The sequence below is a fragment of the Nonomuraea sp. B19D2 genome, from assembly GCF_040137845.1.
GTDB lineage: Bacteria > Actinomycetota > Actinomycetes > Streptosporangiales > Streptosporangiaceae > Nonomuraea.
The window spans coordinates 227,199-246,913 of the sequence record NZ_JBEFAK010000005.1 but is presented as its reverse complement, the minus strand read 5'-3'; the positions used below and the strand labels follow the sequence as shown (position 1 = coordinate 246,913).

The 19,715-nt window shown below is 72.0% G+C and carries 18 protein-coding genes; 8 read left to right on the top strand and 10 right to left on the bottom strand.

Translation table 11 applies throughout. From position 1 onward, the window contains the following. Nucleotides 1-7: 7 nt before the first annotated feature. The 5 genes from ABN273_RS12425 to ABN273_RS12405 all read right to left on the bottom strand — a co-directional run bounded on the left by ABN273_RS12425 (nucleotide 8) and on the right by ABN273_RS12405 (nucleotide 5,833). Entirely contained in the window at nucleotides 8-1,111 is a 1,104-nt protein-coding gene (locus tag ABN273_RS12425) for a LacI family DNA-binding transcriptional regulator (RefSeq protein WP_349448874.1), read from the bottom strand. A gap of 106 nt (nucleotides 1,112-1,217) precedes the next feature. Next, a complete protein-coding gene (locus ABN273_RS12420) occupies nucleotides 1,218-2,219 on the bottom strand; it encodes a LacI family DNA-binding transcriptional regulator (protein WP_349448873.1) in 1,002 nt (333 codons plus the stop codon). A 235-nt stretch (nucleotides 2,220-2,454) separates the two neighbouring features. Continuing rightward, on the bottom strand, nucleotides 2,455-4,230 hold the full coding sequence (locus ABN273_RS12415) for an aldehyde ferredoxin oxidoreductase C-terminal domain-containing protein (RefSeq protein ID WP_349448872.1): 1,776 nt from the start codon (nucleotides 4,228-4,230) through the stop codon (nucleotides 2,455-2,457). Nucleotides 4,231-4,769: 539 nt separating this feature from the next. Next, nucleotides 4,770-5,030: a hypothetical protein gene (locus ABN273_RS12410; protein ID WP_349448871.1), complete on the bottom strand. Its 261-nt coding sequence runs from the start codon at nucleotides 5,028-5,030 to the stop codon at nucleotides 4,770-4,772. Beyond that, complete coding sequence (locus ABN273_RS12405) at nucleotides 5,027-5,833, bottom strand: phytanoyl-CoA dioxygenase family protein (protein ID WP_349448870.1); 807 nt, start codon at nucleotides 5,831-5,833, stop codon at nucleotides 5,027-5,029. Before ABN273_RS12405 ends, ABN273_RS12410 begins: the two co-directional genes overlap by 4 nt. Before the next feature lie 91 nt (nucleotides 5,834-5,924). Between ABN273_RS12405 and ABN273_RS12400 the strand changes: the two genes are divergently transcribed. Together ABN273_RS12400 and ABN273_RS12395 are read left to right on the top strand one after the other, a co-directional pair. Then, complete coding sequence (locus ABN273_RS12400; protein ID WP_349448869.1) at nucleotides 5,925-6,743, top strand: helix-turn-helix transcriptional regulator; 819 nt, start codon at nucleotides 5,925-5,927, stop codon at nucleotides 6,741-6,743. A gap of 39 nt (nucleotides 6,744-6,782) precedes the next feature. Then, the gene (locus ABN273_RS12395) at nucleotides 6,783-7,715 is read left to right on the top strand and encodes a lytic transglycosylase domain-containing protein (RefSeq protein WP_349448868.1); all 933 of its coding nucleotides are present in this window, start codon (nucleotides 6,783-6,785) and stop codon (nucleotides 7,713-7,715) included. 9 nt (nucleotides 7,716-7,724) lie between these two features. Here the strand turns inward: ABN273_RS12395 and ABN273_RS12390 are convergent, their stop codons facing one another. Both ABN273_RS12390 and yczE read right to left on the bottom strand, forming a co-directional pair. After that, nucleotides 7,725-9,479: a glycoside hydrolase family 15 protein gene (locus ABN273_RS12390; protein ID WP_349448867.1), complete on the bottom strand. Its 1,755-nt coding sequence runs from the start codon at nucleotides 9,477-9,479 to the stop codon at nucleotides 7,725-7,727. Nucleotides 9,480-9,558: 79 nt separating this feature from the next. Further along, complete coding sequence (gene yczE, locus ABN273_RS12385) at nucleotides 9,559-10,161, bottom strand: membrane protein YczE (RefSeq protein WP_349448866.1); 603 nt, start codon at nucleotides 10,159-10,161, stop codon at nucleotides 9,559-9,561. A gap of 64 nt (nucleotides 10,162-10,225) precedes the next feature. On the opposite strand from yczE, the gene yczR reads away from it, so the two are divergent. Continuing rightward, nucleotides 10,226-11,656: a MocR-like transcription factor YczR gene (gene yczR / locus ABN273_RS12380; RefSeq protein ID WP_349448865.1), complete on the top strand. Its 1,431-nt coding sequence runs from the start codon at nucleotides 10,226-10,228 to the stop codon at nucleotides 11,654-11,656. A 19-nt stretch (nucleotides 11,657-11,675) separates the two neighbouring features. Here the strand turns inward: yczR and ABN273_RS12375 are convergent, their stop codons facing one another. Both ABN273_RS12375 and ABN273_RS12370 read right to left on the bottom strand, forming a co-directional pair. Then, nucleotides 11,676-12,284 (bottom strand): trimeric intracellular cation channel family protein, encoded by a 609-nt coding sequence (locus tag ABN273_RS12375; protein ID WP_349448864.1) that lies wholly within the window; start codon nucleotides 12,282-12,284, stop codon nucleotides 11,676-11,678. 11 nt (nucleotides 12,285-12,295) lie between these two features. Beyond that, nucleotides 12,296-13,756, bottom strand: a complete 1,461-nt coding sequence (locus ABN273_RS12370; RefSeq protein ID WP_349448863.1) for a peptide MFS transporter — start codon at nucleotides 13,754-13,756, stop codon at nucleotides 12,296-12,298. Nucleotides 13,757-13,896: 140 nt separating this feature from the next. On the opposite strand from ABN273_RS12370, the gene ABN273_RS12365 reads away from it, so the two are divergent. The 3 genes from ABN273_RS12365 (at nucleotide 13,897) to ABN273_RS12355 (ending at nucleotide 17,334) form a co-directional block, all read left to right on the top strand. Then, nucleotides 13,897-15,756 carry an AMP-dependent synthetase/ligase gene (locus tag ABN273_RS12365; protein WP_349448862.1) on the top strand — a complete coding sequence of 620 codons (1,860 nt, stop codon included), beginning with the start codon at nucleotides 13,897-13,899 and terminating at the stop codon, nucleotides 15,754-15,756. Nucleotides 15,757-15,826: 70 nt separating this feature from the next. After that, entirely contained in the window at nucleotides 15,827-16,696 is an 870-nt protein-coding gene (locus ABN273_RS12360) for a hypothetical protein (protein ID WP_349448861.1), read from the top strand. Between the two features lie 152 nt (nucleotides 16,697-16,848). Next, nucleotides 16,849-17,334, top strand: coding sequence for a hypothetical protein (locus tag ABN273_RS12355; protein WP_349448860.1), 486 nt, complete (start codon nucleotides 16,849-16,851; stop codon nucleotides 17,332-17,334). Between the two features lie 83 nt (nucleotides 17,335-17,417). Here the strand turns inward: ABN273_RS12355 and ABN273_RS12350 are convergent, their stop codons facing one another. Further along, entirely contained in the window at nucleotides 17,418-18,065 is a 648-nt protein-coding gene (locus ABN273_RS12350) for an NAD(P)-dependent oxidoreductase (protein WP_349448859.1), read from the bottom strand. A 130-nt stretch (nucleotides 18,066-18,195) separates the two neighbouring features. On the opposite strand from ABN273_RS12350, the gene ABN273_RS12345 reads away from it, so the two are divergent. Together ABN273_RS12345 and moaA are read left to right on the top strand one after the other, a co-directional pair. Next, entirely contained in the window at nucleotides 18,196-18,564 is a 369-nt protein-coding gene (locus tag ABN273_RS12345; RefSeq protein ID WP_349448858.1) for a winged helix-turn-helix transcriptional regulator, read from the top strand. Nucleotides 18,565-18,722: 158 nt separating this feature from the next. Continuing rightward, on the top strand, nucleotides 18,723-19,712 hold the full coding sequence (moaA, locus tag ABN273_RS12340; protein ID WP_349448857.1) for a GTP 3',8-cyclase MoaA: 990 nt from the start codon (nucleotides 18,723-18,725) through the stop codon (nucleotides 19,710-19,712). Nucleotides 19,713-19,715 lie beyond the last annotated feature (3 nt).

The window sequence follows — 19,715 nt, the reverse complement described above, 5'->3', positions numbered from 1 at the left end:
CATGGCCTCACTCCGTGAGGCTGGCTCGGTCGCCCTCGATGCCGTCGCCTTCCCCCGCTCTGGTCGCTGCGCTCCCGCCGCTCCTCCAGGCGACGGCGCTCCCTCGCGCCGGTCCGGAGCTGTCGCCGATCACCAGGCGGCAGGGCAGCAGCCGGTGCCGGGGCGGCCCGTCGTCCGCCAGCCGGTCGATGAGCATGCGCGCGCCGAGCCCGCCCAGCTCGGCGCTCGGCGGCTCCAGGGTGGTGAGCCGGGGGTGGAACATCTCGGCGACCCCCGCCGACGACAGCACCAGCAGCAACGTCAGGTCCTCGGGGATGCGCCAGCCGCGCGCCGCCACGGCCGCGATCACGCCGGCCGTCGCGTGGTCGTCCATCACCGCCAGCGCCGTCACGTCCGGATGCGCCGCGACCAGCTGTTCGAACGCCTGCCTGCCCTCCTCGGCCGAGCCTGGCCGGAAGTCGTCCACGTAGCCGATCCCGGCCGCGCGGGCGGCCTCGGCGAACTCCGCCCCGGCGCGGATCGCGGGACCGTACTGTGCCGCGTACGCGTCGGCGGAGAGGTTGAAGAAGGCCAGCTTGCGGTGCCCGAGCCCGGCCACGTGCGCCACGGCCTGCCTGGCGGTGGCCGCGAAGTCGATGTCGGCGTGGTCGATCGAGCCCGGGTCGCGGGTCCGCCCGATCATGCTGAACGGGACCCCCGCCTCCATGAGGAAGTCCGTGCGCTCGTCGTCCAGCCCGACCTCCATCAGCAGCACGCCGTCCACCAGCCCGAGGCCGGTGAGGTGGCGCAGCTCCTCGACCGGGTCGGCGTACTCGGGGGAGAGCAGCAGGTGGTAGCCCAGCTCCCGGGCTGCCTCGGCGGCGCCGGTGGCGAACTGCATCTCGGTCAGCCCGAAGCCGCTGCGCGGGGCGGGGTAGAGCAGGGCGAGGATGTGGGTGCGCTTGCTCTGCAGGCCGCGGGCCAGCAGGCTCGGGCGGTATCCGAGGTCGGCCGCGGCCTGCTCGATGCGCCGCCGCGTGGCCGCCGACACCGGCCGGGTGCCGTTGAGCGCGGCGGACACGGTGCTGACCGCGACCCCCGCCCGCTCGGCCACGTCACGTATCGAAGACATCCCACTGCCGATTCCCTGGATCGAAACGTTTCGCACAACCTAGGGTCCCGTTTGCGGGGCTGTCAATGGGGTGAAATCGGGCGTCCCAAACCCTCTCGGACGGATCTCACGGCGGGGGAGCGGTGGACTCGCGCTGGATCAGCTGGATCGGCCCGGCCAGCACCTCGGCCACCGTGTCGTCCGGCTTCAGACTGGCCAGCAGGGTCACGCCGCGGCGGCCCAGCTCGCCCAGCGGCATGCGCACCGTCGTGAGCGCCGGGTGGAGGTAGCTGGCCAGCTCGAGGTCGTGCACGGCGACGATGGAGACGTCCCGGGGGATCTCCAGCCCGGCCGAGCGCACGCCCTCCATCGCCCCGATCGCCGAGGCCACGTTGGCCACGAACACCGCCGTCGGCCGCTCAGGAGCGGCCAGCAGCCGGGCCATCGCCGCCGCCCCGCCCGCCGGCGTGTAGTCGGCCGCCACGATCGGCCCCTCCGGCAGGCCCGCCTCGCGCATCGCCGCCGAGTACCCCGCCGACCTGCGCGTGGCCGTGTCGGCGCGGGACGGGCCCGCGAGGTGGGCGATGCGGCGGTGGCCGAGGCGTACGAGGTGCTCGACCGCCAGCGCGGCGGCCCGCGCGTCGTCGAGGATGACGTACCGCTTGACGCTCCTGCTGCGGTTGTTGAGCATGATCCACGGAATGGCGGCCCGGTCGAGCTGGCTGATGAGCCCCGACTCGCCCCCGGTGCCGGCCAGCAGCAGGCCGTCGATGCGGCCCTGCCCGATCCGGTCCATGTAGTCGCCCAGCGCGGCGCTCGACGCGCTGCCGGTGACCAGCACGTACCCCTCGGCGGCCGCCTCCGCCTCCGCGCCCTTGATGATCTCCGCGTAGACGGGGTTGGCGAAGTCGGGGATGAACAGCCCGAACATGTGCGCCCGGGCCGTGCGCAGGCTCCGCGCGGCCGCGTTGGGCCGGTAGCCGAGCTCCTCGATCGCCGCCAGCACCCGTTCCCGCGTCTCCGGCCGGATGTTGAGGGTGGGGTCCTTGTTGATGACGCGGGAGACGACGGCCCGGTCGACCTTCGCGACGGCGGCGACATCGGTCAGCGTGACCCGGGAGCTCTTCATGCCGACGATCCTGTCCGCACGCTCTCACCTCGGCCGGGATGGTCAGGTCGGCCGCGGCGGCGATGGGCGCGAAGCGCGGGCGCACGCCGAACCGAGACCGCCGGCGCCGCCCGTGACGAGCGCCGTCCGCCCGCTCAGGTCGATCGTGACAGCCATCCCCGATGGACTCCCTTCGGTCAAACGATTGACCAGACCATAACCCGTCCCCACAAACCGGACAAGGGGGAGATCAAGCTCAGTCCCAGCCGAGCTCCTCGCAGAAGGCGTCGCGGGCACGCCCGAACGAGGCGCGGTCCAGCACGGCGCCCCGGTGGGGCCCCTCCGTGACGGGCTCGTCGTGCATGCGGGCGGGCAACTCATCTGGGCCGCCGCCCTCGCGGGCCGCATACGCGCGCATCGCGTCGAGCCGTGCCTGACCGGCCGCCAGCAGGTCGTCCAGGGTGAACTCCGTTCCATGGACGGCGGTGACCAGGGCGGTCAGGTGATCGATGGTCAGCGGGCGGGTGGGGGAGGAGGCGAAGACGCACAGGTTCAGCGCGTCGAGCCCGCTCCACAGCCGCAGCAGCCGGGCGGTGCGCCGCCCCCGCTCGGCGTCGAGCTCGGCGACCGGAGCGGGCTCGACCCCGATCCGCCCGGCCTCGCCGAAGCTGTAGGCCAGCCCGGCGACGGGGTCGAAGTCGAGGTCGTGCTCCAGCGCGTCGTAGCGCGGCCCGCCCGGCGCGATGGCGTACCCGAGACCGATGCCGGGCTGGATGCGGGGGTCGAAGCAGGGCAGCTCGGCGCCCTTGACGGTCATCGCGTACGGGGCGGCCCCGGGGCCGAGCTCGGCCGCCGCCCGCGCCGCGCCCTCGGCGAGCAGGTCACCCAGGGCGCCGGTGCGCGCCGCGACGTCCCTGATGAGCCCGGGCAGCGCCGCCGCGTCGCCGAACGCCGGTCCGCCGGGCAGCAGGCCGCGCTCGGCGCACTCCATGGCGAACGCCAGCGTCCCGCCGAGGGAGACCGGGTCGAGGCCGAGGTCGTTGCAGAGGGCGTTCGCGCCGAGCACGGCGTCGAGGTCGTCGATCCCGAGGTTCCACCCGAGCGACAGGAACGCCTCCTGCCCGAGCCCGCCGGACCTCCGCTCCGCGGTGCCCGGGGGCGCGTACACCTTGAGGCAGTCGTTCGGGCAGCCGGGGCAGGCGCCGGTGGTCGCCACCGCCCGCCCGTCGTAGTCCCGCGCCTCGGGGACCCGCAGCCCGGACGCGCCGGACACCGAGAAGTTCCGCACCGAGGCGTACCCGGGGGCGGGCGGCTCCCCGACCCATCCGGCGAACCCCGGCAGCCCCGCCTGGAGCGCCGCGAGCGGGTTGGTGGTCAGCGCGTCCCGGTAGTAGGCGGCCAGCCGGGCCACCGCCTCGGGATCGGCCACCTCCACGGGCGCGTCGCCTGCGCACACGATGGCCTTGAGGTTCTTGGCCCCGAAGACGGCGCCGATCCCGTACCGCCCGGCGGCGTAGGCGTAGTCGGTGACCACGCTCGCGTACCTGACGAGGTTCTCCCCGGCCGGTCCGATCGCCGCGACGTGCGCCGCCCGGCCGTGCACGGCCCGCAGCGCGTCGGTCGTCGCGGCCGTGCCCAGCCCCCGCAGCTCGGCGGCATCGTGCAAGGACACCTCGCCGCCCTGGACGAGCAGGTAGGACAGCCGCTCGGCACGGCCGGCGACGGCCAGCGCCTTGGCGCCCGCCCCGCGCAGCCCCGCCGCGAACGGCCCGAGCGCGTGCGTCTCCCCGGCCAGCCCGGTCAGCGGGGACTTGGCCAGGAACACCGCCTTGGCCAGCCCGGGAGCCGCCGTCCCGCCCAGCGTCCCGGCCGCCACGTACAACAGGGCTCGCGGGTCGTACGGATCGAGGCCGGCGGGTGTGCGCTCGGCCATCAGCCGCAGCCCGAGTATCGACCCGCCGAAATGCCCCCTCTCGGCAGAGCGATCCTCCTTCTCCACGTTTCCGCTGGTCAGATCCACATTGAACGGCACGCTCAAGCCTCCCGGACTCGATAAGGGGATCAGGAGCGGACAACATCACATATCACCTTGCGGGCGCAAGTTTTTGCCGCAACGTAAACCGCCACTGCCTGCCGGTCCGTCTCCGCCAGACCGGGGATTTGCTGCCATGGATGACATGGCGCCCACTCAGCCGCTGACCCGCCACGACGCGGCCCGGCTCCTCGGAGCCGCCGTGGTCGTCGCCGCCGCACCCGCACCGCGGACCGCTCGCCGGGCCGACGTCGACGCCCTGCTCGGGCAGCTGACGCTGGCGGAGAAGGTCTCGCTGCTGCACGGCGCCAAGGACCCGGCAGCCAAGGGCCAGGCCGGCTACCTGCCCGGGGTGCCCCGCCTCGGCATCCCCGAGGTGCGCCTGGCCGACGGGCCCGCCGGGGTCCGGGTCACGGCGCGCGCTGCAGTACTGGTCGGACGGCCGATGGGTGCTCGCGGGCGGCCGCCGTACGGTCCACGTCGGGTCGTCGTCCAGGGACCTGCGCCTACGCCAGGAGGTGACGGTCCGATGACGCGCCTCACGACAGCTTCTCGAAGAAGAACTCGTGCTTCAGGAACGACGTGTCGTACTCGTGCCCGGGATACGGCGGGATGAGCTGGGACGCCTGGAACAGCCGCCAGCCGTCCCGCAGCGCGTCCACCCCCGTCTCGTACGGCGGCTCGTCCCCGTCGCCCGCCGTCGGGTCGGTACGCCCGGTGCCGTCGTACCGCGACCAGCCCACCACGGGAGCGTCGAGCGCGGAGGTGGCCAGGTAGAGAACGAGCACCTGCTGCTTCATGCGACCCTCCCGGGGCGGTTGTTCACACGAGTGGTCCAAAATTCGACGTCGAACGAGGGATCGTTGGTCATGGCCCGCCACAACCGCACCCGGTTGTGCACCTCCAGCCGCCCGGTCGCCTGCTCGTACCAGGGGAAAAACCGTCCCAGCTCGGCCACCACGGCGGGATCGTCCAGGTCGGAGGTGTCCCAGAGCCGCACCTGCGGCACGGTCGGGTTGAAGCGGATCTTGAACATGTAGCGCCGGACGGAGCTGTCGTTGCGCCGCCCGCCGTGCCAGATGCCGTGGTGGAGCAGCATCACGGTCCCGGCCGGGCAGGTCAGCCGGGTCTGGCCGCGCAGGTTCTGGTAGCGGCCGGTGTCGCTCTCGTTGGTCCGGCGCAGATGGCTGCCCGGCACCACCAGGGTGCCGCCCATGTCCGCGGTCACCTCGCGCGGGTAGTACATGAGCTGCACGTCGAACGCGTCCATGCGGGTGTCGATGATGGCGTCGGCGTGCAGCGGCTGCGCGTGGCCCTCGCGCGGCTCCCGCACATGCACGGCGTGGTGGTCGACGGTCGGCTCTGGGCCGACGAGCGAGCGCAGGGCGCCCGCGACGGCCGGCAGCTCGATCAGCCGCCGGGCGAAGGACCCGTCGGGGAAGGCCCGGGCGGCAGGAGTTCCGTAGGGCGAGTGCGGGATGCCCGCCTCCAGCACGTCGATCGCCTGATCGTTGAGCTCGTCCGGCACGACCCCGTCGAGCCGCAGGTAGCCGGCGGCCACGAATCCGGCGACCTGTACGGAGGTCAGCAAGGTGGTTCGCATGCCTCGAAACTAGAACCGGACATCAGCCGCGTCGTGGGTTGTAATCATCAACTACTGGTCCATTTTCCCCGGCTGGTGTAGACAAGGCGCTGTGCGGCAGGTGGAGATCGCGCTCTCCGCGCCGCCCGCGGTGGCGGGGGCGGGGGTGGGCGTGCACGGTGTGGTCAGTCCGCACGACGTGTTCCGGCTGCCCGACCTCTGGCAGCTCCACCTGTACGGGTACGCCGCCGAACTGGTGCTCGAAGGCACCGTGCACGCGATCAAGCCCGGTCACGTGAGCCTGATCCCGCCCGGCGCGGAGGTGCACTACCACTACCGGGGCCGGTCCGAGCACCTGTACGCGCACTTCAGGCTGCCCGGCGTGGACGAGCGGCGGGTCGTCGCCGTCATGCGGGACGCGGGGGACCAGGCGCCGCTCATCGCCGCCTCGCTGCGGCAGGCCATCGCGGCCGTCCCCGACACCAGGGCGCGGGCGTCGGCGGAGGTGTGGACGGTGCTGTGGCGGGTGGCGAACCTGCCCGTGGCCGGCAGCGCGCACGCCGTCGTGGCGGCCGCCATGGAGCACATCGACGCGGACCTCGCCGCGCCGCTGACCGTCCCCGGCATCGCCCGCGCGGCCGGCGTGTCGCACAACCACCTCACCCGGCTGTTCCGGGCCCAGACGGGAAACACCGTGGTGGCCTACATCCGCCGCAGGCGGATGTCGCGCGCGCTGCACCTGCTGCGCGAGTCGACCCTCGCGATCCCCGCGATAGCGGCGGCGGTGGGGATCCCGGACCTGCAGGCGTTCAACAAGGCGTGCCGGCGCGAGCTGGGCGCCTCGCCCCGGGCCCTGCGCGCGGGCAGGCCCGCCTCCGGACCCCGCGGTCCCTCTGCGGCGACCACAGCTGCCGGAGTTACGCGTGTATGACATGAGGACCGGCGGCAGAACCGGGTAGGTTGGCCGACCATGGAGGAACGCCAGGACAACCACGCCCGCCCCGCCCGTACGACCCGCGCCGTGGCCGCAGCGGCGCTCACGGCCCTCCTCGGCACGGCGGCCTGCGGCGACCCGGCCCCGCTGTCGGTGGCGCACTCCGCGACAGGCCGGCCGACGGCCTCGCCCACACCGACCGTCCAGGCCGCGAGCGAGACGCTCCCCGCCCCCGGAGAGCCGATCCCCCAGGACGCCGCCGGGCTGGCCGCCGCGCTGAAGCGGACCAGTGCCGCGCTCGACGCCGCCATCGACGCCTGGCCCAAGACTGGCAAGCCGCCGCAGAACGTCGAGCTCCTGGCCCTCCACCAGCAGCGCATCTACCGCTACGCCGCCCGCCACCCCAAACTCGCCGCGCAGGCCTTCGCCCGCCTCCCGGCCCCGCTGGCCGCCGAGGCCAAGGACAACACGGCCGCCATCCGCGGGCTGCTCTCCCTGGCCCACCCGGTCAAGCCGTCGGCCACGTTCAAGGTCCAGGCTCCACCGCCGGCGGCCGAGCTGCTCGGCCACTTCAAGAAGGCCGAGCGCCGGTTCGGGGTGGAGTGGGAGGTGCTGGCGGCGGTGATGTTCGCGGAGACCAAGTTCGGCCGGGTGAAGTCGGACAGCCACACCGGCGCCCAGGGCCCGATGCAGTTCATGCCCGGGACCTGGAAGGCGTACGGCATGGGCGGCGACGTGCAGGACCCGCGCGACGCCGTCATGGCCGCCGCCAACTACCTGCGTGCCTCCGGCGCGCCGCGGGACTACCGGCGGGCGCTGTACGCCTACAACCACTCCCAGGCGTACGTGAACGCGATCCTGCTGCATGCCCGCCAGATCAAGCGGGACCCGCGGAACTACTACGCGTACTACAACTGGCAGGTGTTCGTGATCACCACGGCCGGCGAGCGCCGCCTCACCGGCCCGTAGCCGGGGGGTCTACGACAGCGCGCGGGCGGCGTGGATCAGCGGCACGTGGCTGAAGGCCTGCGGGAAATTGCCGACCAGCCGTCCGTAGCGCGGGTCGTACTCCTCGGCCAGCAGCCCCACGTCATTGCGCAGCGCCAGCAGCCGCTCGAACAGGTCCTTGGCCTCCTCCTTGCGCCCCTGCATCGCCATCACCTCCACCAGCCAGAAACTGCACGCCAGGAAGGCGCCCTCCCCGCCCGGCAGGCCGTCCACGTCGTTGTCGGCCGCCAGCGGGTAGCGCAGCACGAACCCGTCCGACATGAGCTCCTTCTCGATGGCCGCGACGGTCCCCACCATCCGCGGATCGTCGGCCGGCAGGAAACCGACGACGGGCATCATCAGCAGCGCCGCGTCCAGCTCCGACGACCCGTACGACTGGGTGAAGGTGTTGCGCCGCGCGTCGAACCCCTTGGCGCAGATCTCGGCGTGAATGGCGTCCCGCAACGTCCGCCATTCCGCCACCGGCCCGGTCCGCCCGAACCGCTCGACGTATTTGACCGCCCGGTCCATCGCCGCCCAGCACATCACCTTCGAGTGCACGAAATGCCGGCGCGGCCCCCGCACCTCCCACAGCCCCTCGTCCGGCTCGTCCCAGTGGTCGGCCACGTAGTCGAGGAGCTGCCGCTGAATGGTCCACGCCCGGTCGTCGGCGGACAGGCCGCGGGTGCGCGCGACGTAGAGGCAGTTCATCACCTCGCCGTACACGTCGAGCTGGAGCTGCTTGACCGCCTCGTTCCCGATCCGCACGGGGCGGGAGTCCGCGTAGCCGTCGAGCCAGTCCAGGCGCAGCTCCGGCAGGCGGCGCTCGCCCGCGACCCCGTACATGATCTGCAGGTCCTGGGGCCGCCCGGCGATGGCCCGCAGCAGCCACGAACGCCAGTCCGCGGCCTCCTCCAGGTAGCCGGAGCTGATCAGCGCGTCGAGCGTCATGGTCGCGTCCCGCAGCCAGCAGAACCGGTAGTCCCAGTTACGCACCCCGCCCAGGTCCTCGGGCAGGGACGTGGTGGGCGCGGCGACGATGCCGCCGGTCGGGGAGTAGGTCAGGCCCTTCAGGGTGATCAGCGACCGGACCACGGCCTCCCGGTACGGCCCCTCGTAGGTGCATCGGGACACCCACTCGGCCCACATGGCCTCGCTCTCGCGGAGCTGGGTCTCGGCGTCGATCTCCCGCGGCATCGGCTCGTGCGACGGGTGCCACGTGAAGACGAACGGCAGCCGCTCGCCCTCCTTCACCGTGAACGTGGCCCGGTGCGCGTAGTCGCCGCCCTTCAGCGGCACGGGGGAGTGCAGCCACGCCGAGTCGGGCCCGCCGATGGCCTGCAGGTGGCCGTCGCTGCGGCGCACCCACGGCACGATCCTGCCGTAGTCGAAGCGCACCCTGAGCTGCGTGGAGACCTCCACGCTCCCGGAGACGCCCTCGACGATGCGCACGACGTCGGGGTTCCGGTCGCGCGGCGGCATGAAGTCGATCACGCGGACCGTGCCCGTCGGGGTGTCCCACTCGCTCTCCAGGATGAGCGTGTCGGGGCGGTAACGGCGCCGCGTGGCCGGCCGCCGGCCCGTGGGCCCGAGCCACCAGTGCCCGTTGCGCTCGCTGCCGAGCAGCGCGGCGAAGCACGACGGCGAGTCGAACCTGGGCAGGCAGAGCCAGTCGATGGATCCGTCTCTGCCGACCAGCGCCGCGGACTGCATGTCTCCGATCAGGGCGTAATCCTCGATCCGCATGCCTTGACGTTACTCGCGCTTGGGGTGGTCCCGTGACCGGGTTCGATCATGTCGCGTCATACCCGGCCCGGTCACGGGATCACGTCAAGGGGAACCAGCGGGTGAACAGCTGGGTCAGCGGGCCGATGGCCAGCGCGAACACCAGGGTCCCCACGCCCACGGTGCCGCCGAGCAGCCACCCGGCGGCCAGCACGGTGATCTCGATGAGGAACCGCGCGAGCCGTACCGACAGGCCGAGGCGCACCAGCCCGGTCATGATGCCGTCGCGCGGACCCGGTCCCATCCCGGCGCCGATGTAGAGCACGGTGGCCAGGGCGATGGCGACCACGCCGAGCACCACGTACAGGGACTGGACGGCCAGGTGCGACGGGGTGGGCAGCAGGAAGATCGCGGCGTCCGCGAACAGGCCCAGGAAGAGGACGTTGCTGACGGTCCCGAGCCCGGGCTTCTGCTTCAGCGGGATCCACAGCAGCATCACCAGCGCGCCGATCCCGATGATGACGGTCCCGATGGACAGGCCCATCCTGACGGCCAGGCCCTGGTGGAACACGTCCCACGGGTCGTTGCCCAGCCCGGACTCCACCTGGAGGCCGATGCCGGTGCCGTACAGCGCGAGCCCGGCGTACAACCTGACGAGACGGGCGGGAAGGGAACTGGTCCTGGGGATGGTCGCTTCGCTCATAATGGCCCCAGAGTGGCATCCATCCGATTTGCCAAAACAGGGCCAATCACGAAAAGTGGCCTTCATGAGGCACTTGTCGGCGACTCAGGTGGCGCGGCTCGTCGAGATCGATCCGGCGGCGCGCCCGTACTACCGCGCGCTCGCCGACGGCGTGCGCGCCCGCATCATGGACGGCCAGATCCCGGTACGCGTACGCATGCCCGCGGAACGCCACCTCGCCGAGACGCTCAAGGTCAGCCGCACCACCGTGACCTCGGCGTACGACCTGCTGCGCGAGCGCGGCTACCTGGAGAGCCGCCAGGGCTCAGGCAGCTGGACCGCCCTGCCCGACCCGGCGACCACGGCGGACAACCCGTGGCTCGGCACCGACGTCGACGGCCTCGCCCAGATCCAGTGCGCCGCCCCGCCCGCGCCGACCGCCCTGCGGCAGGCGGTGCTGGAGGCGGTGGAGGACCTGCCGAGGTACGGCATGGGCAACGGCTACGATCCCATGGGCCTGCCGGTGCTCAGGGAGCGCATCGCCGCCCGCTACACCGCCAGGGGGCTGGCCACCAGGCCGGAGCAGATCCTCGTCACGACCGGCGCCCAGCACGCCGTCCAGCTCGTGCTCGGCCTGCTCATCGGCGCGGGCGACCCGGTGCTGGTGGAGTCGCCGACGTATCCGCACGCCATCGACGCGGCCCGGCAGCGCGGCGCGAGGATCGTCACCGTGGGCATCTCGCACGAGGGCTGGCAGGCCGACCTGGTGGCCGGGGCCATGCGCCAGTCGGGGGTGCGGCTGGCGTACCTCATGCCCGACTTCCAGAACCCGACGGGCGCCCTCATGGACGACGCCACCCGCGCCGCCATCGTCGGCGCTGCCCGGCGCGCCGACACGGTGCTGCTGGTGGACGAGACGTGGTCGGAGCTGGCGCTGGACGAGGTGCCGCGAACGTCGCCCATAGCGGCGTTCGACACCGACAGCCGCGTGATCAGCGTCGGCTCGGCCTCCAAGCTGTGGTGGGGCGGGCTGCGCATCGGCTGGGTGCGCACCACGGCCGCGCTGGTGCGGCGGCTGGCCATGTCCCGCGCCGCCGTGGACATCGCCAGCCCGGTGCTGGAGCAGCTCGTGGTGGCGCGGCTGTTCGACCGGCTGGAGGAGACGCTGGCAGAGCGCCGCCGCACGCTGCGCGCCGCACGCGACGCGCTGGTGTCGGGGCTGCGCGAGCACCTGCCGGAGTGGACGTTCACGGTGCCGCGCGGCGGCGGCACCCTGTGGGTGCGCCTGGACGGCCTCGGCGCCACCCCGCTCGCGGAGGCGGCGGCCCACCACGGGGTACGCCTCGCGCCCGGACCCTGGTTCGGCCTCGAGGGCACCCTGGAGAACTACCTCCGCCTGCCCTTCACCCAGCCGCCCCTGGTCCTGACCGACGTGGTCACCCGCATCCGCGCCGCCCGCGACCACGGTCCCACCGGCATTCCGCGCCCGTCGGAGGCGCTCATCGCGATGGTGTGAGGGGAGTGGACCGCGCGGGTCACTCGCCGGTGCCCCTGGCCAGCGGGGCGCGCCACTTACGGCGCATGGCCGCGATCCGCAGCCCGAACGCCAGCACCGCCGCCCCCAGCGTGGCGGGCCACCCGTGCAGCCCGTGCGAGAAGAGCGCGGCCATCGCCCCCGAGCCCAGCATGGCGGGCACCGCGTAGAGCTGCCGGTCGTAGAGCAGGGTCGGGATCTCGCCGGCCAGCACGTCGCGCAGCATTCCGCCGCCCACGCCCGTCATGACCCCGAGCAGGGCGGCGTGCAGCGGGCTGAGGCCGTACTCCAGGGCCTTCTGCGTCCCCACGGCGCTGAACAGGCCAAGCCCCGCCGCGTCCAGCACCAGGATGACCGGCATCACCCGGGCCACGTGCGGGTGCCAGAAGAAGACGATCACGGTCGCCACCAGCGGCACCAGCACGTACCCGAGGCTCTGGAAGGCGGCGGGCCGGACGTTGAGGATCAGGTCGCGTACGACGCCGCCGCCCAGGGCGGTGATCTCCGCCAGCACCCCCATTCCGACCACGTCGAGCCGCTTGCGCACCCCCATGAGCGCCCCCGTCAGGGCGAAGACGAAGATGCCGACGAGGTCGAGAAGCTCAGTCACACTGGAAATGTCTATCGCATGGCCGGTTCGTGGTGCTCGGCCATCATCACCCGCAGCTGCCGCGTGAACATGAACAGCGCCAGCCCCGCCACGACCGCCATCGACGCCAGCACCATGTAGTACGCCGGATCGGACAGCACGCGACCGAGCCGCCCGGTCTGCCCGCCGATCGCGTCGCCCACCGAGAACGCGATGAACCAGACGCCGAGCATCTGGCTCTTGAACGCCTCAGGCGCCAGCTTCGTCGTCACCGACAACCCGACCGGGCTCAGCGACAGCTCCCCGAACACCTGGATGAGGTAGACGAGCACCAGCCACCACACCGACACCCGCCCGTCGCCCGCCAGGGCGGCCGCGACCGCCATGACCACGAAGCTCAGCCCCACCATGACCAGCGCGAACGCGAACTTCTGCGGGGTGCTCACCCGCGTCCCGAGCTTGACCCACAGCGCCGCGAACACCGGCACGAAGATCATGATGAACAGCGGGTTGAACGCCTGCGTGGTGGCCGGTGTGATCGCGATGCCGAACAGTGACAGATCGGTGTGGTCCCTGGCGAAGAACAGCAGCTTGCTCGGCGCCAGGTCGTAGATCATCCAGAAGATGGACGCGGCCGCGAACAGCCAGATGTACGCCTTCATCCGGATCCGTTCGTCCTCGGTGAGGTCATGGCTGCCGAGCATGATGTAGGCGAAGTACCCCACGGTCACGAGCACGATGACCACGGTGATCGCCACGGTGAGCCGGTCGATCGTGAGCGTGCCGGTCGCCGCCCAGGCGGCCAGGGCGATCGCCGGCACCGCCACGCCGAGGGCCACCAGGCGGCCGAGCCGGCCGTGTTCCACGCCGGCCGGCGGCTCGCCGATCCCCTGCAGGTCGCGGCCGCCCCGGACGTACTGGATCAGGCCGAGCGCCATCCCGACGGCGGCGGCGCTGAACGCCAGGTGCCACCGGTCGCCGCCGGCGAGCCAGCCGACCACGATGGGCGCGACGAAGGCGCCGATGTTGATGCTGAGGTAGAACAGCGAGAATCCGGCGTCCCTGCGCCCGTCGTCACCCTCCGGGTAGAGCCTGCCGACCATGGCGGACATGTTCGGCTTGAGCAGGCCGGTGCCGCTGACGATCAACAGCAGGCCGAGCCAGATGAAGAGCGGCGAGGTCACGGGTACGGCCATGCTGACGTGCCCGAGCAGGATGAGCGACCCGCCCAGGAGCACCGACCTGCGCGCCCCCAGGATCCGGTCCGCGATCCAGCCGCCGGGCAGCGCGACCAGGTAGATGAGCGCTCCATAGACGCCCACGACCGCCTGCGCCGTCTCGTCGGGCAGGCCGAGGCCCTGCTGGGCGGGTGAGGCCGCCATGAACGTGGCGAGGATCGCCCGCAGTCCGTACCAGCTGAACCGCTCCCACATTTCGGTGCCGAACAGCGTGGCCAGGGCACGTGGATGCCCAAAGAACGTTTTGTCCCGCATTCGTCCCCCCTGTACGAATTTGGCACGATTACTTTACGTGATGGACGTAAGTGTTTTTCCTTGAGCTCTTGCCGCTCTTCGGAGGGTGTGGTGCGATGCAGGCCACTCACGCAAGTGAACGCTGACTGGAGGCGGGTGCCATGGCCGAAGTCCTCGAAGTCCGGGCCGAGATCGAGGGGGAGATCGCCGGCCGTACCGTCTGCGGGCAGCTCAGGCACGCCGCCGAGCAGCACCCGGACGCGCCCGCGTACTCCGACCCGGAAGGCGACGGCTGGACCACGCTGACCTACGCGCAGGCACGCCAGAGGGTCCTGGAGATCGCCGCGGGCTTCGCCGCACTGGGGCTGCGGCCCGGCGAGTCGGTGGCGCTGATGATGGTCAACCGGAGCGAGCACGTGCTCGCCGACCTGGGCGCGGTGCACGCGGGCGGCGTGGGGTGCACCGTCTACTCGACGTTCGCGCCCGAGCAGATCGCGTTCGTGGCGGGGGACGTGGGCGCCAGGTACGCGGTGCTGGGCGGTCCCGCCGAACTGGCCCGCTGGGAGCCGGTGCTGGACCGCCTCGACGGCCTCCGCAAGATCATCATGCTTGAGGGGGCGCCCGCCGGCGATCGGTTCATGGCGTGGCAGGACTTCCTGGAGCTGGGCCGCGCCCGGCTGGCCGTGGACCCGCGCGAGGTCGACACCCGCTGGCGCGCGGTCACCTCCGGCGACGTGCTCACCGTCCTCTACACCTCCGGCACGACCGGCATGCCCAAGGGCGTGCCCCTCACGCACGCGAACGTCTTCTACGAGGTCGCCGCCACCTCCCGCATGGCCGAGCTGCCCGACCTGGGCACGCAGGTCTCCTACCTCACGTACGCGCACATCGCCGAGCGGATCCTCAGCCTCTACCTGCCCCTGGTCAAGGTCTCCCACGTGCACTTCTGCACCGACCTGGCCAACCTGGGCACGACGCTGGGGCAGGTCAGGCCGATGATGTTCTTCGGGGTGCCGCGGGTGTGGGAGAAGATGATGGCCCGCCTGCTCGCCGTGCTCGCCACCCAGCCCGAGGAGCAGCAGGCCGCCGTACGCCAGGCCATGCGGGCGGGCGCCGCGTACGTGGCGGCGGGCCAGTACGGCCGCACGATCACCCCCGAGATCCAGGCCGCCTACGACCGGGCCGACGCCTCACTGCTGTCGATCATCCGCGGCATGATCGGGTTCGACCGCGCCGAGTGGACCGCCACCGGCGCCGCGCCGCTGCCCGCCGAGGTGCAGCACTTCTTCGCCGGGCTCGGGCTCAAGGTCATCGACGTGTACGGCATGACGGAGACGACCGGCGCGTTCACCGGCAACGGCCCCTCCTGCTACCGCCTCGGCACGGTCGGCAGGGCCGAGCCGGGCGTCGAGATCCGCATCGCCGAGGACGGCGAGATCCTCACCCGCAGCCCACTCAACACCCGCGGCTACCTCAACCGCCGAGAGGCCTCCGCCGGCCTGCTCGACGCCGACGGCTGGCTGTACACCGGCGACATCGGCACGGTCGACGAGGACGGCTTCTACCGGGTGATCGACCGCAAGAAGGAGCTGATCATCACCTCTGGCGGCGAGAACATCTCCCCGGCCGAGATCGAGAACCATCTCAAGGAGCACATGCTCATCGGCCAGGCCCTCGCGTACGGCGACAACCGGCCGCACCCGGTGGCCGTGCTGACGCTGGACGGGGAGGTGGCGCCGGGCTGGGCACAGGCGCGCGGCATCGCCTTCGCCTCGCTCGCGGAGCTGGCCGGGCACCCGGAGGTGCTCAAGGAGGTGGAGGCCGCGGTCGAGGCCGCCAACGCGAAGCTGGCCAGGGTGCAGCAGGTGAAGAAGTGGGCCCTGCTGGGCGTCGAGTGGACGGCCGAGACGGAGGAGCTCACCCCGAGCCTGAAGCTCAAGAGGCGGGTCATCCACGCCAAGTACGCGGACATCATCGAGGGTCTCTATGGCGGTCCGCGTCCAGCGGGGGGTGCCGACTGACCCTGGTTTTGCCATTCGTGGCGTGTGTTGAGGTCCTGGTCATTACCGGGTGGTTCCTACCGTCTCGATCATGATCAGAAGCCTTCTTCTCGTCTCGCTCGCGGCGGGGCCGATCACCATGCCCGCGTCCCCGCCCGAGACCGAGCTCGCCATCCGCGCCATCACGGTACGTCCCGAGGAGCCCGTGGTGGGGGCGTACGACTCCATCCGCCTGGTGATCGACGTGGTCGCCATGGGGGCGAAGGGCAAGGACGGCGTCACCGTGAAGGTCGAGCCCGGCGCCCCGCCCGGACCCGTACTGGCCGACAAGCTGCCCGACCAGCCGCCGGCGCCATCCCCGGCGCCCACCCCGAGCGCGACCCCGTCCGCCGTGCTCACTCCCGAGGAGAATGACCAGCCCGTGGGGGCGGTGCGGCTCGCCCCGTCACGGGCGCTGCCCCCGCAGGTGGCGCTGCCCGCTACGGGCGCTCTCCCGGCGGCACCGACCGGCGGCTGGGAGACCTGGCGCTTCCTGCCCGACAAGAGGCTGAACCGCTACTACCCGACCGGCACCTGGACGATCACCGCCACCGCCAGGGGGGCGCACGGCGCGACGGTCACCGAATACGCGTCGTTCCAGCTCAAGCGCGCCACCAAGCTCACGTCGGTGACGGCGGAGAAGGCCGGGCGCTCCGAGGCGGTACGCCTGAGCGGCTCGCTGAGGCGGGTGGATCCGCGCGGCTACACCGGGTACGGTCCGTTCGCCAAACAGCCGCTGGAGATCCTGTGGCGCCCGGACGAGTCCTCCGGCTGGGAGAAGGCGGGACAGACGACGACGGACGCCTCCGGGGCCTTCGAGACGGCGGTCACGGACAGCACGGACGGCCTCTGGCGCGTCCGCTACTCCGGAACGGGACACTACGCATCAGACTTCTCTAAGTCCCTACAAATTACGCAATAGCCGAAATATGGCCGTTGGTGTGGCCTTAAACCGTCGTTGCGGGATTGTGATCTTCTTTATCGCAACTTTTCCTTACCCTTACGCGTCATTGGCGTTGACGTGCCCCGACTCGGGGGGCGCGTTCCAGACGGGGAAGGAAATTCGATTTGAAGATGCGACGCCTAGCCGCCGGCCTGGCGGCTGCCGCCCTGGGCGCGACGATGGTGGCCACCGCCGCCTCGCCGGCTCTCGCGGACCCGGGCCTGGACCCGGATGCCGCGGGCTACACCAGCCTGCAGTTCGACGCGAACCCCGAGCCCGCATGGCGTGGCCGGCCCATCAACCTCGAGGGCAAGCTCTCCGTGCAGTGTGACGAGGACTACATCAGCGGCCTCGTCTCGGTGCACCACGCCGACTACTGCAAGGACGAGGAGCGCTGGCACCGCCTGGGCTGGAAGCGGATCGTGATCCTCTTCCGGCCCGACGGCAGCGGCCGCTGGGAGTACGTGGACACGGTCAGGACCAGCGGCAGCGGCTACTTCTCGACCAGGGTGCCCGCCGAGACGTCCGGTACGTTCCGCGCGATCTTCAACGGCTCCCGCTGGCTCTCCCCCGCGGAGGGCAAGGACTGGGTGCGGGTCGTCGGCCACCGCCACTGACCACATCGGGAAACGCCCGGCCGCTCTCCGGCCGGGCGTTTCCCATGCGAAGGCCCTGTCCAGTACGAGGTCTGGTACGAGGTCTAGTACGAGACGGCGACCTGGACACGGTGGTGTGCGGGCCGCTCCACCTCGTCCACCACCGCCACCGCCAGGTCGGCGAACGACAGCGGCGGCTCCAGGGCAGGCACCTGCCCGCCGCCGATCCGGTAGCGCCCGGTCCTGGACGCCGACTCGTCGAGGAACACGGGCGGCGGCGCCAGCACCACCCAGTCGAGCTCCGCCCCCTCGAACACCTCCAGCTCCGCCGCGTGCCCCAGCGAGAACGCCCGGGCGTCGGCCGGGAAGTCCGGCGTGTCCACGAGCCGGACCCCGGGCGAGACCTCCAGCAGGCTCCCGATCCCGAGCGCCACCAGCCGGGACACCCCGGCCCGAGCCAGCCCGCCGGTCAGAGCCCGGGCCGCGGCCGTGTAGAACTCCTCCGACGGCATGTCCATCCGGGCCGCCGCCTGGACGGCCGCATCGTGCCCCGCGGCCGCCTCCGCCACGCCGCCGAGGTCGGTGACGTCCCCGGCGACCACGCGCACCCTCGCGCCCGGCGACTCCACGAGTGCCGGATATTTCGCGGGATCCCGCACCACGGCCGTCACCTCGTGCCCCCGCCCGGCCGCCTCCGCGACCACCCGCCGCCCGGCCCGCCCGCCGGCGCCGAAAACCACGATCTTGCTCACTCTCACCACACTCCCTCCACGTGCCGGACTCCCCGGCCACGCGCAGACGGTAAATGGTGAGATGTCGCTTTCTGCAACGATAGTCACCTCCACCGCAGGCAGCGGGGTGTGCGCCTCATACGATGTCCGCATGGCTGAGCCACTCGATCCGGACATGTTCGCCGGATGCCCGCCGGTAGTCGCACCGATCCGCATCGGCGACAAGTGGACCGCGAAGATCATCCGCTGCCTGGAGCTGGCCCCCCGGCGCTTCACCGAGCTCCAGGCGACGCTGCGCGGCATCACCCCGAAGGTGCTCACCGAGTCCCTGCGCGCCATGGAGCGCGACGGCCTGCTCACCCGCACCGCGTACGACGAGATCCCGCCGCGCGTCGAGTACGAGCTGACCGAGCTCGGCCGCAGCCTCATCGAGCCGATGAACGCGGGCTGCGAGTGGTCGAGGCGGCACCTGGCCGAGCTGGTGCACGCCCGGGAGACCTGGCACGAGGCCGCGCGGTAGGCGGCACCCGGTGCCCGCGCCGCCGCGTGCCGGGGCTGTCCGGTGTGGAATCGATCTATGGGTCGATGTGTTACTCGTCCGAGGAAGGGTGATTTTGAGGGCTGCCCAACGGGCGTCGTAGTCTGGCCCTCTGGCGAACGAACAGGAGGTGACGCCCCGTGTTGCGAGACTCGTTCGGACGGGTGGCGACGGATCTGCGGGTGTCCCTCACGGACAAGTGCAACCTGCGCTGCACGTACTGCATGCCGCCGGAGGGCCTCGACTGGCTCCCCAACGCGCAGCTCCTGACCGCCGACGAGATCGTCCGCCTCGTGACGATAGGCGTCGAACGCCTGGGCATCACCGAGGTGCGCTACACCGGTGGCGAGCCCCTCATCCGGCGCGAGCTGGTCGACATCGTCGCCCGCACCACCGCGCTGAGCCCCAGGCCGCAGGTCTCGCTGACCACCAACGGCATCGGGCTGGCCCGGCTCGCGGGGCCGCTGGCCGCCGCCGGGCTGGACCGGGTCAACGTCTCGCTCGACACGCTCGACCCCGGCACGTTCAAGCGGCTCGCCCACCGCGACAGGTACGCCGACGTGATCGCCGGGCTGGCCGCCGCCTCCGACGCCGGTCTGCGCCCCGTCAAGGTGAACTCGGTCCTCATGCGCGGCCTCAACGACCACGAGGCGGTGCCGCTGCTGCGGTGGTGCCTGGAGCAGGGGTACGAGCTGCGCTTCATCGAGCAGATGCCCCTCGACGCCCAGCACGGCTGGACCCGCGAGGGCATGGTCACCGCCGACGAGATCCTCGAGCGGCTGTCGGCCGCGTTCGATCTCACGGCCGACGACCGGGAGGAGCGCGGCAGCGCGCCGGCCGAGCGGTTCCTCGTGGACGGGGGGCCTGCCCGGGTCGGGGTGATCGGGTCGGTGACGCGGCCGTTCTGCGGGTCGTGCGACCGGGTCCGCCTCACGGCCGACGGGCAGGTGCGCAACTGCCTGTTCGCCACGGAGGAGTCCGACCTGAAGACGGCCATGCGTGACGGGGCCTCCGACGAGGAGCTGGCCGCGCGGTGGATCGCCGCCGTCGCGCGCAAGCGCGCCGGGCACGGCATCGACGACCCGTCCTTCCTCCAGCCGTCCCGGCCGATGTCCGCCATCGGCGGGTAGTGA

Coding starts and splice junctions, on each gene's coding strand:
- yczR (WP_349448865.1), top strand. CDS start 10,226: ATGAGGCACTTGTCGGCGACTCAGGTGGCGCGGCTCGTCGAGATCGAT.
- ABN273_RS12405 (WP_349448870.1), bottom strand. CDS start 5,833: ATGCGAACCACCTTGCTGACCTCCGTACAGGTCGCCGGATTCGTGGCC.
- ABN273_RS12410 (WP_349448871.1), bottom strand. CDS start 5,030: ATGAAGCAGCAGGTGCTCGTTCTCTACCTGGCCACCTCCGCGCTCGAC.
- ABN273_RS12425 (WP_349448874.1), bottom strand. CDS start 1,111: ATGTCTTCGATACGTGACGTGGCCGAGCGGGCGGGGGTCGCGGTCAGC.
- ABN273_RS12345 (WP_349448858.1), top strand. CDS start 18,196: ATGGCTGAGCCACTCGATCCGGACATGTTCGCCGGATGCCCGCCGGTA.
- ABN273_RS12395 (WP_349448868.1), top strand. CDS start 6,783: ATGGAGGAACGCCAGGACAACCACGCCCGCCCCGCCCGTACGACCCGC.
- ABN273_RS12390 (WP_349448867.1), bottom strand. CDS start 9,479: ATGCGGATCGAGGATTACGCCCTGATCGGAGACATGCAGTCCGCGGCG.
- ABN273_RS12360 (WP_349448861.1), top strand. CDS start 15,827: ATGATCAGAAGCCTTCTTCTCGTCTCGCTCGCGGCGGGGCCGATCACC.
- ABN273_RS12420 (WP_349448873.1), bottom strand. CDS start 2,219: ATGAAGAGCTCCCGGGTCACGCTGACCGATGTCGCCGCCGTCGCGAAG.
- yczE (WP_349448866.1), bottom strand. CDS start 10,161: ATGAGCGAAGCGACCATCCCCAGGACCAGTTCCCTTCCCGCCCGTCTC.
- ABN273_RS12370 (WP_349448863.1), bottom strand. CDS start 13,756: ATGCGGGACAAAACGTTCTTTGGGCATCCACGTGCCCTGGCCACGCTG.
- ABN273_RS12355 (WP_349448860.1), top strand. CDS start 16,849: ATGCGACGCCTAGCCGCCGGCCTGGCGGCTGCCGCCCTGGGCGCGACG.
- ABN273_RS12365 (WP_349448862.1), top strand. CDS start 13,897: ATGGCCGAAGTCCTCGAAGTCCGGGCCGAGATCGAGGGGGAGATCGCC.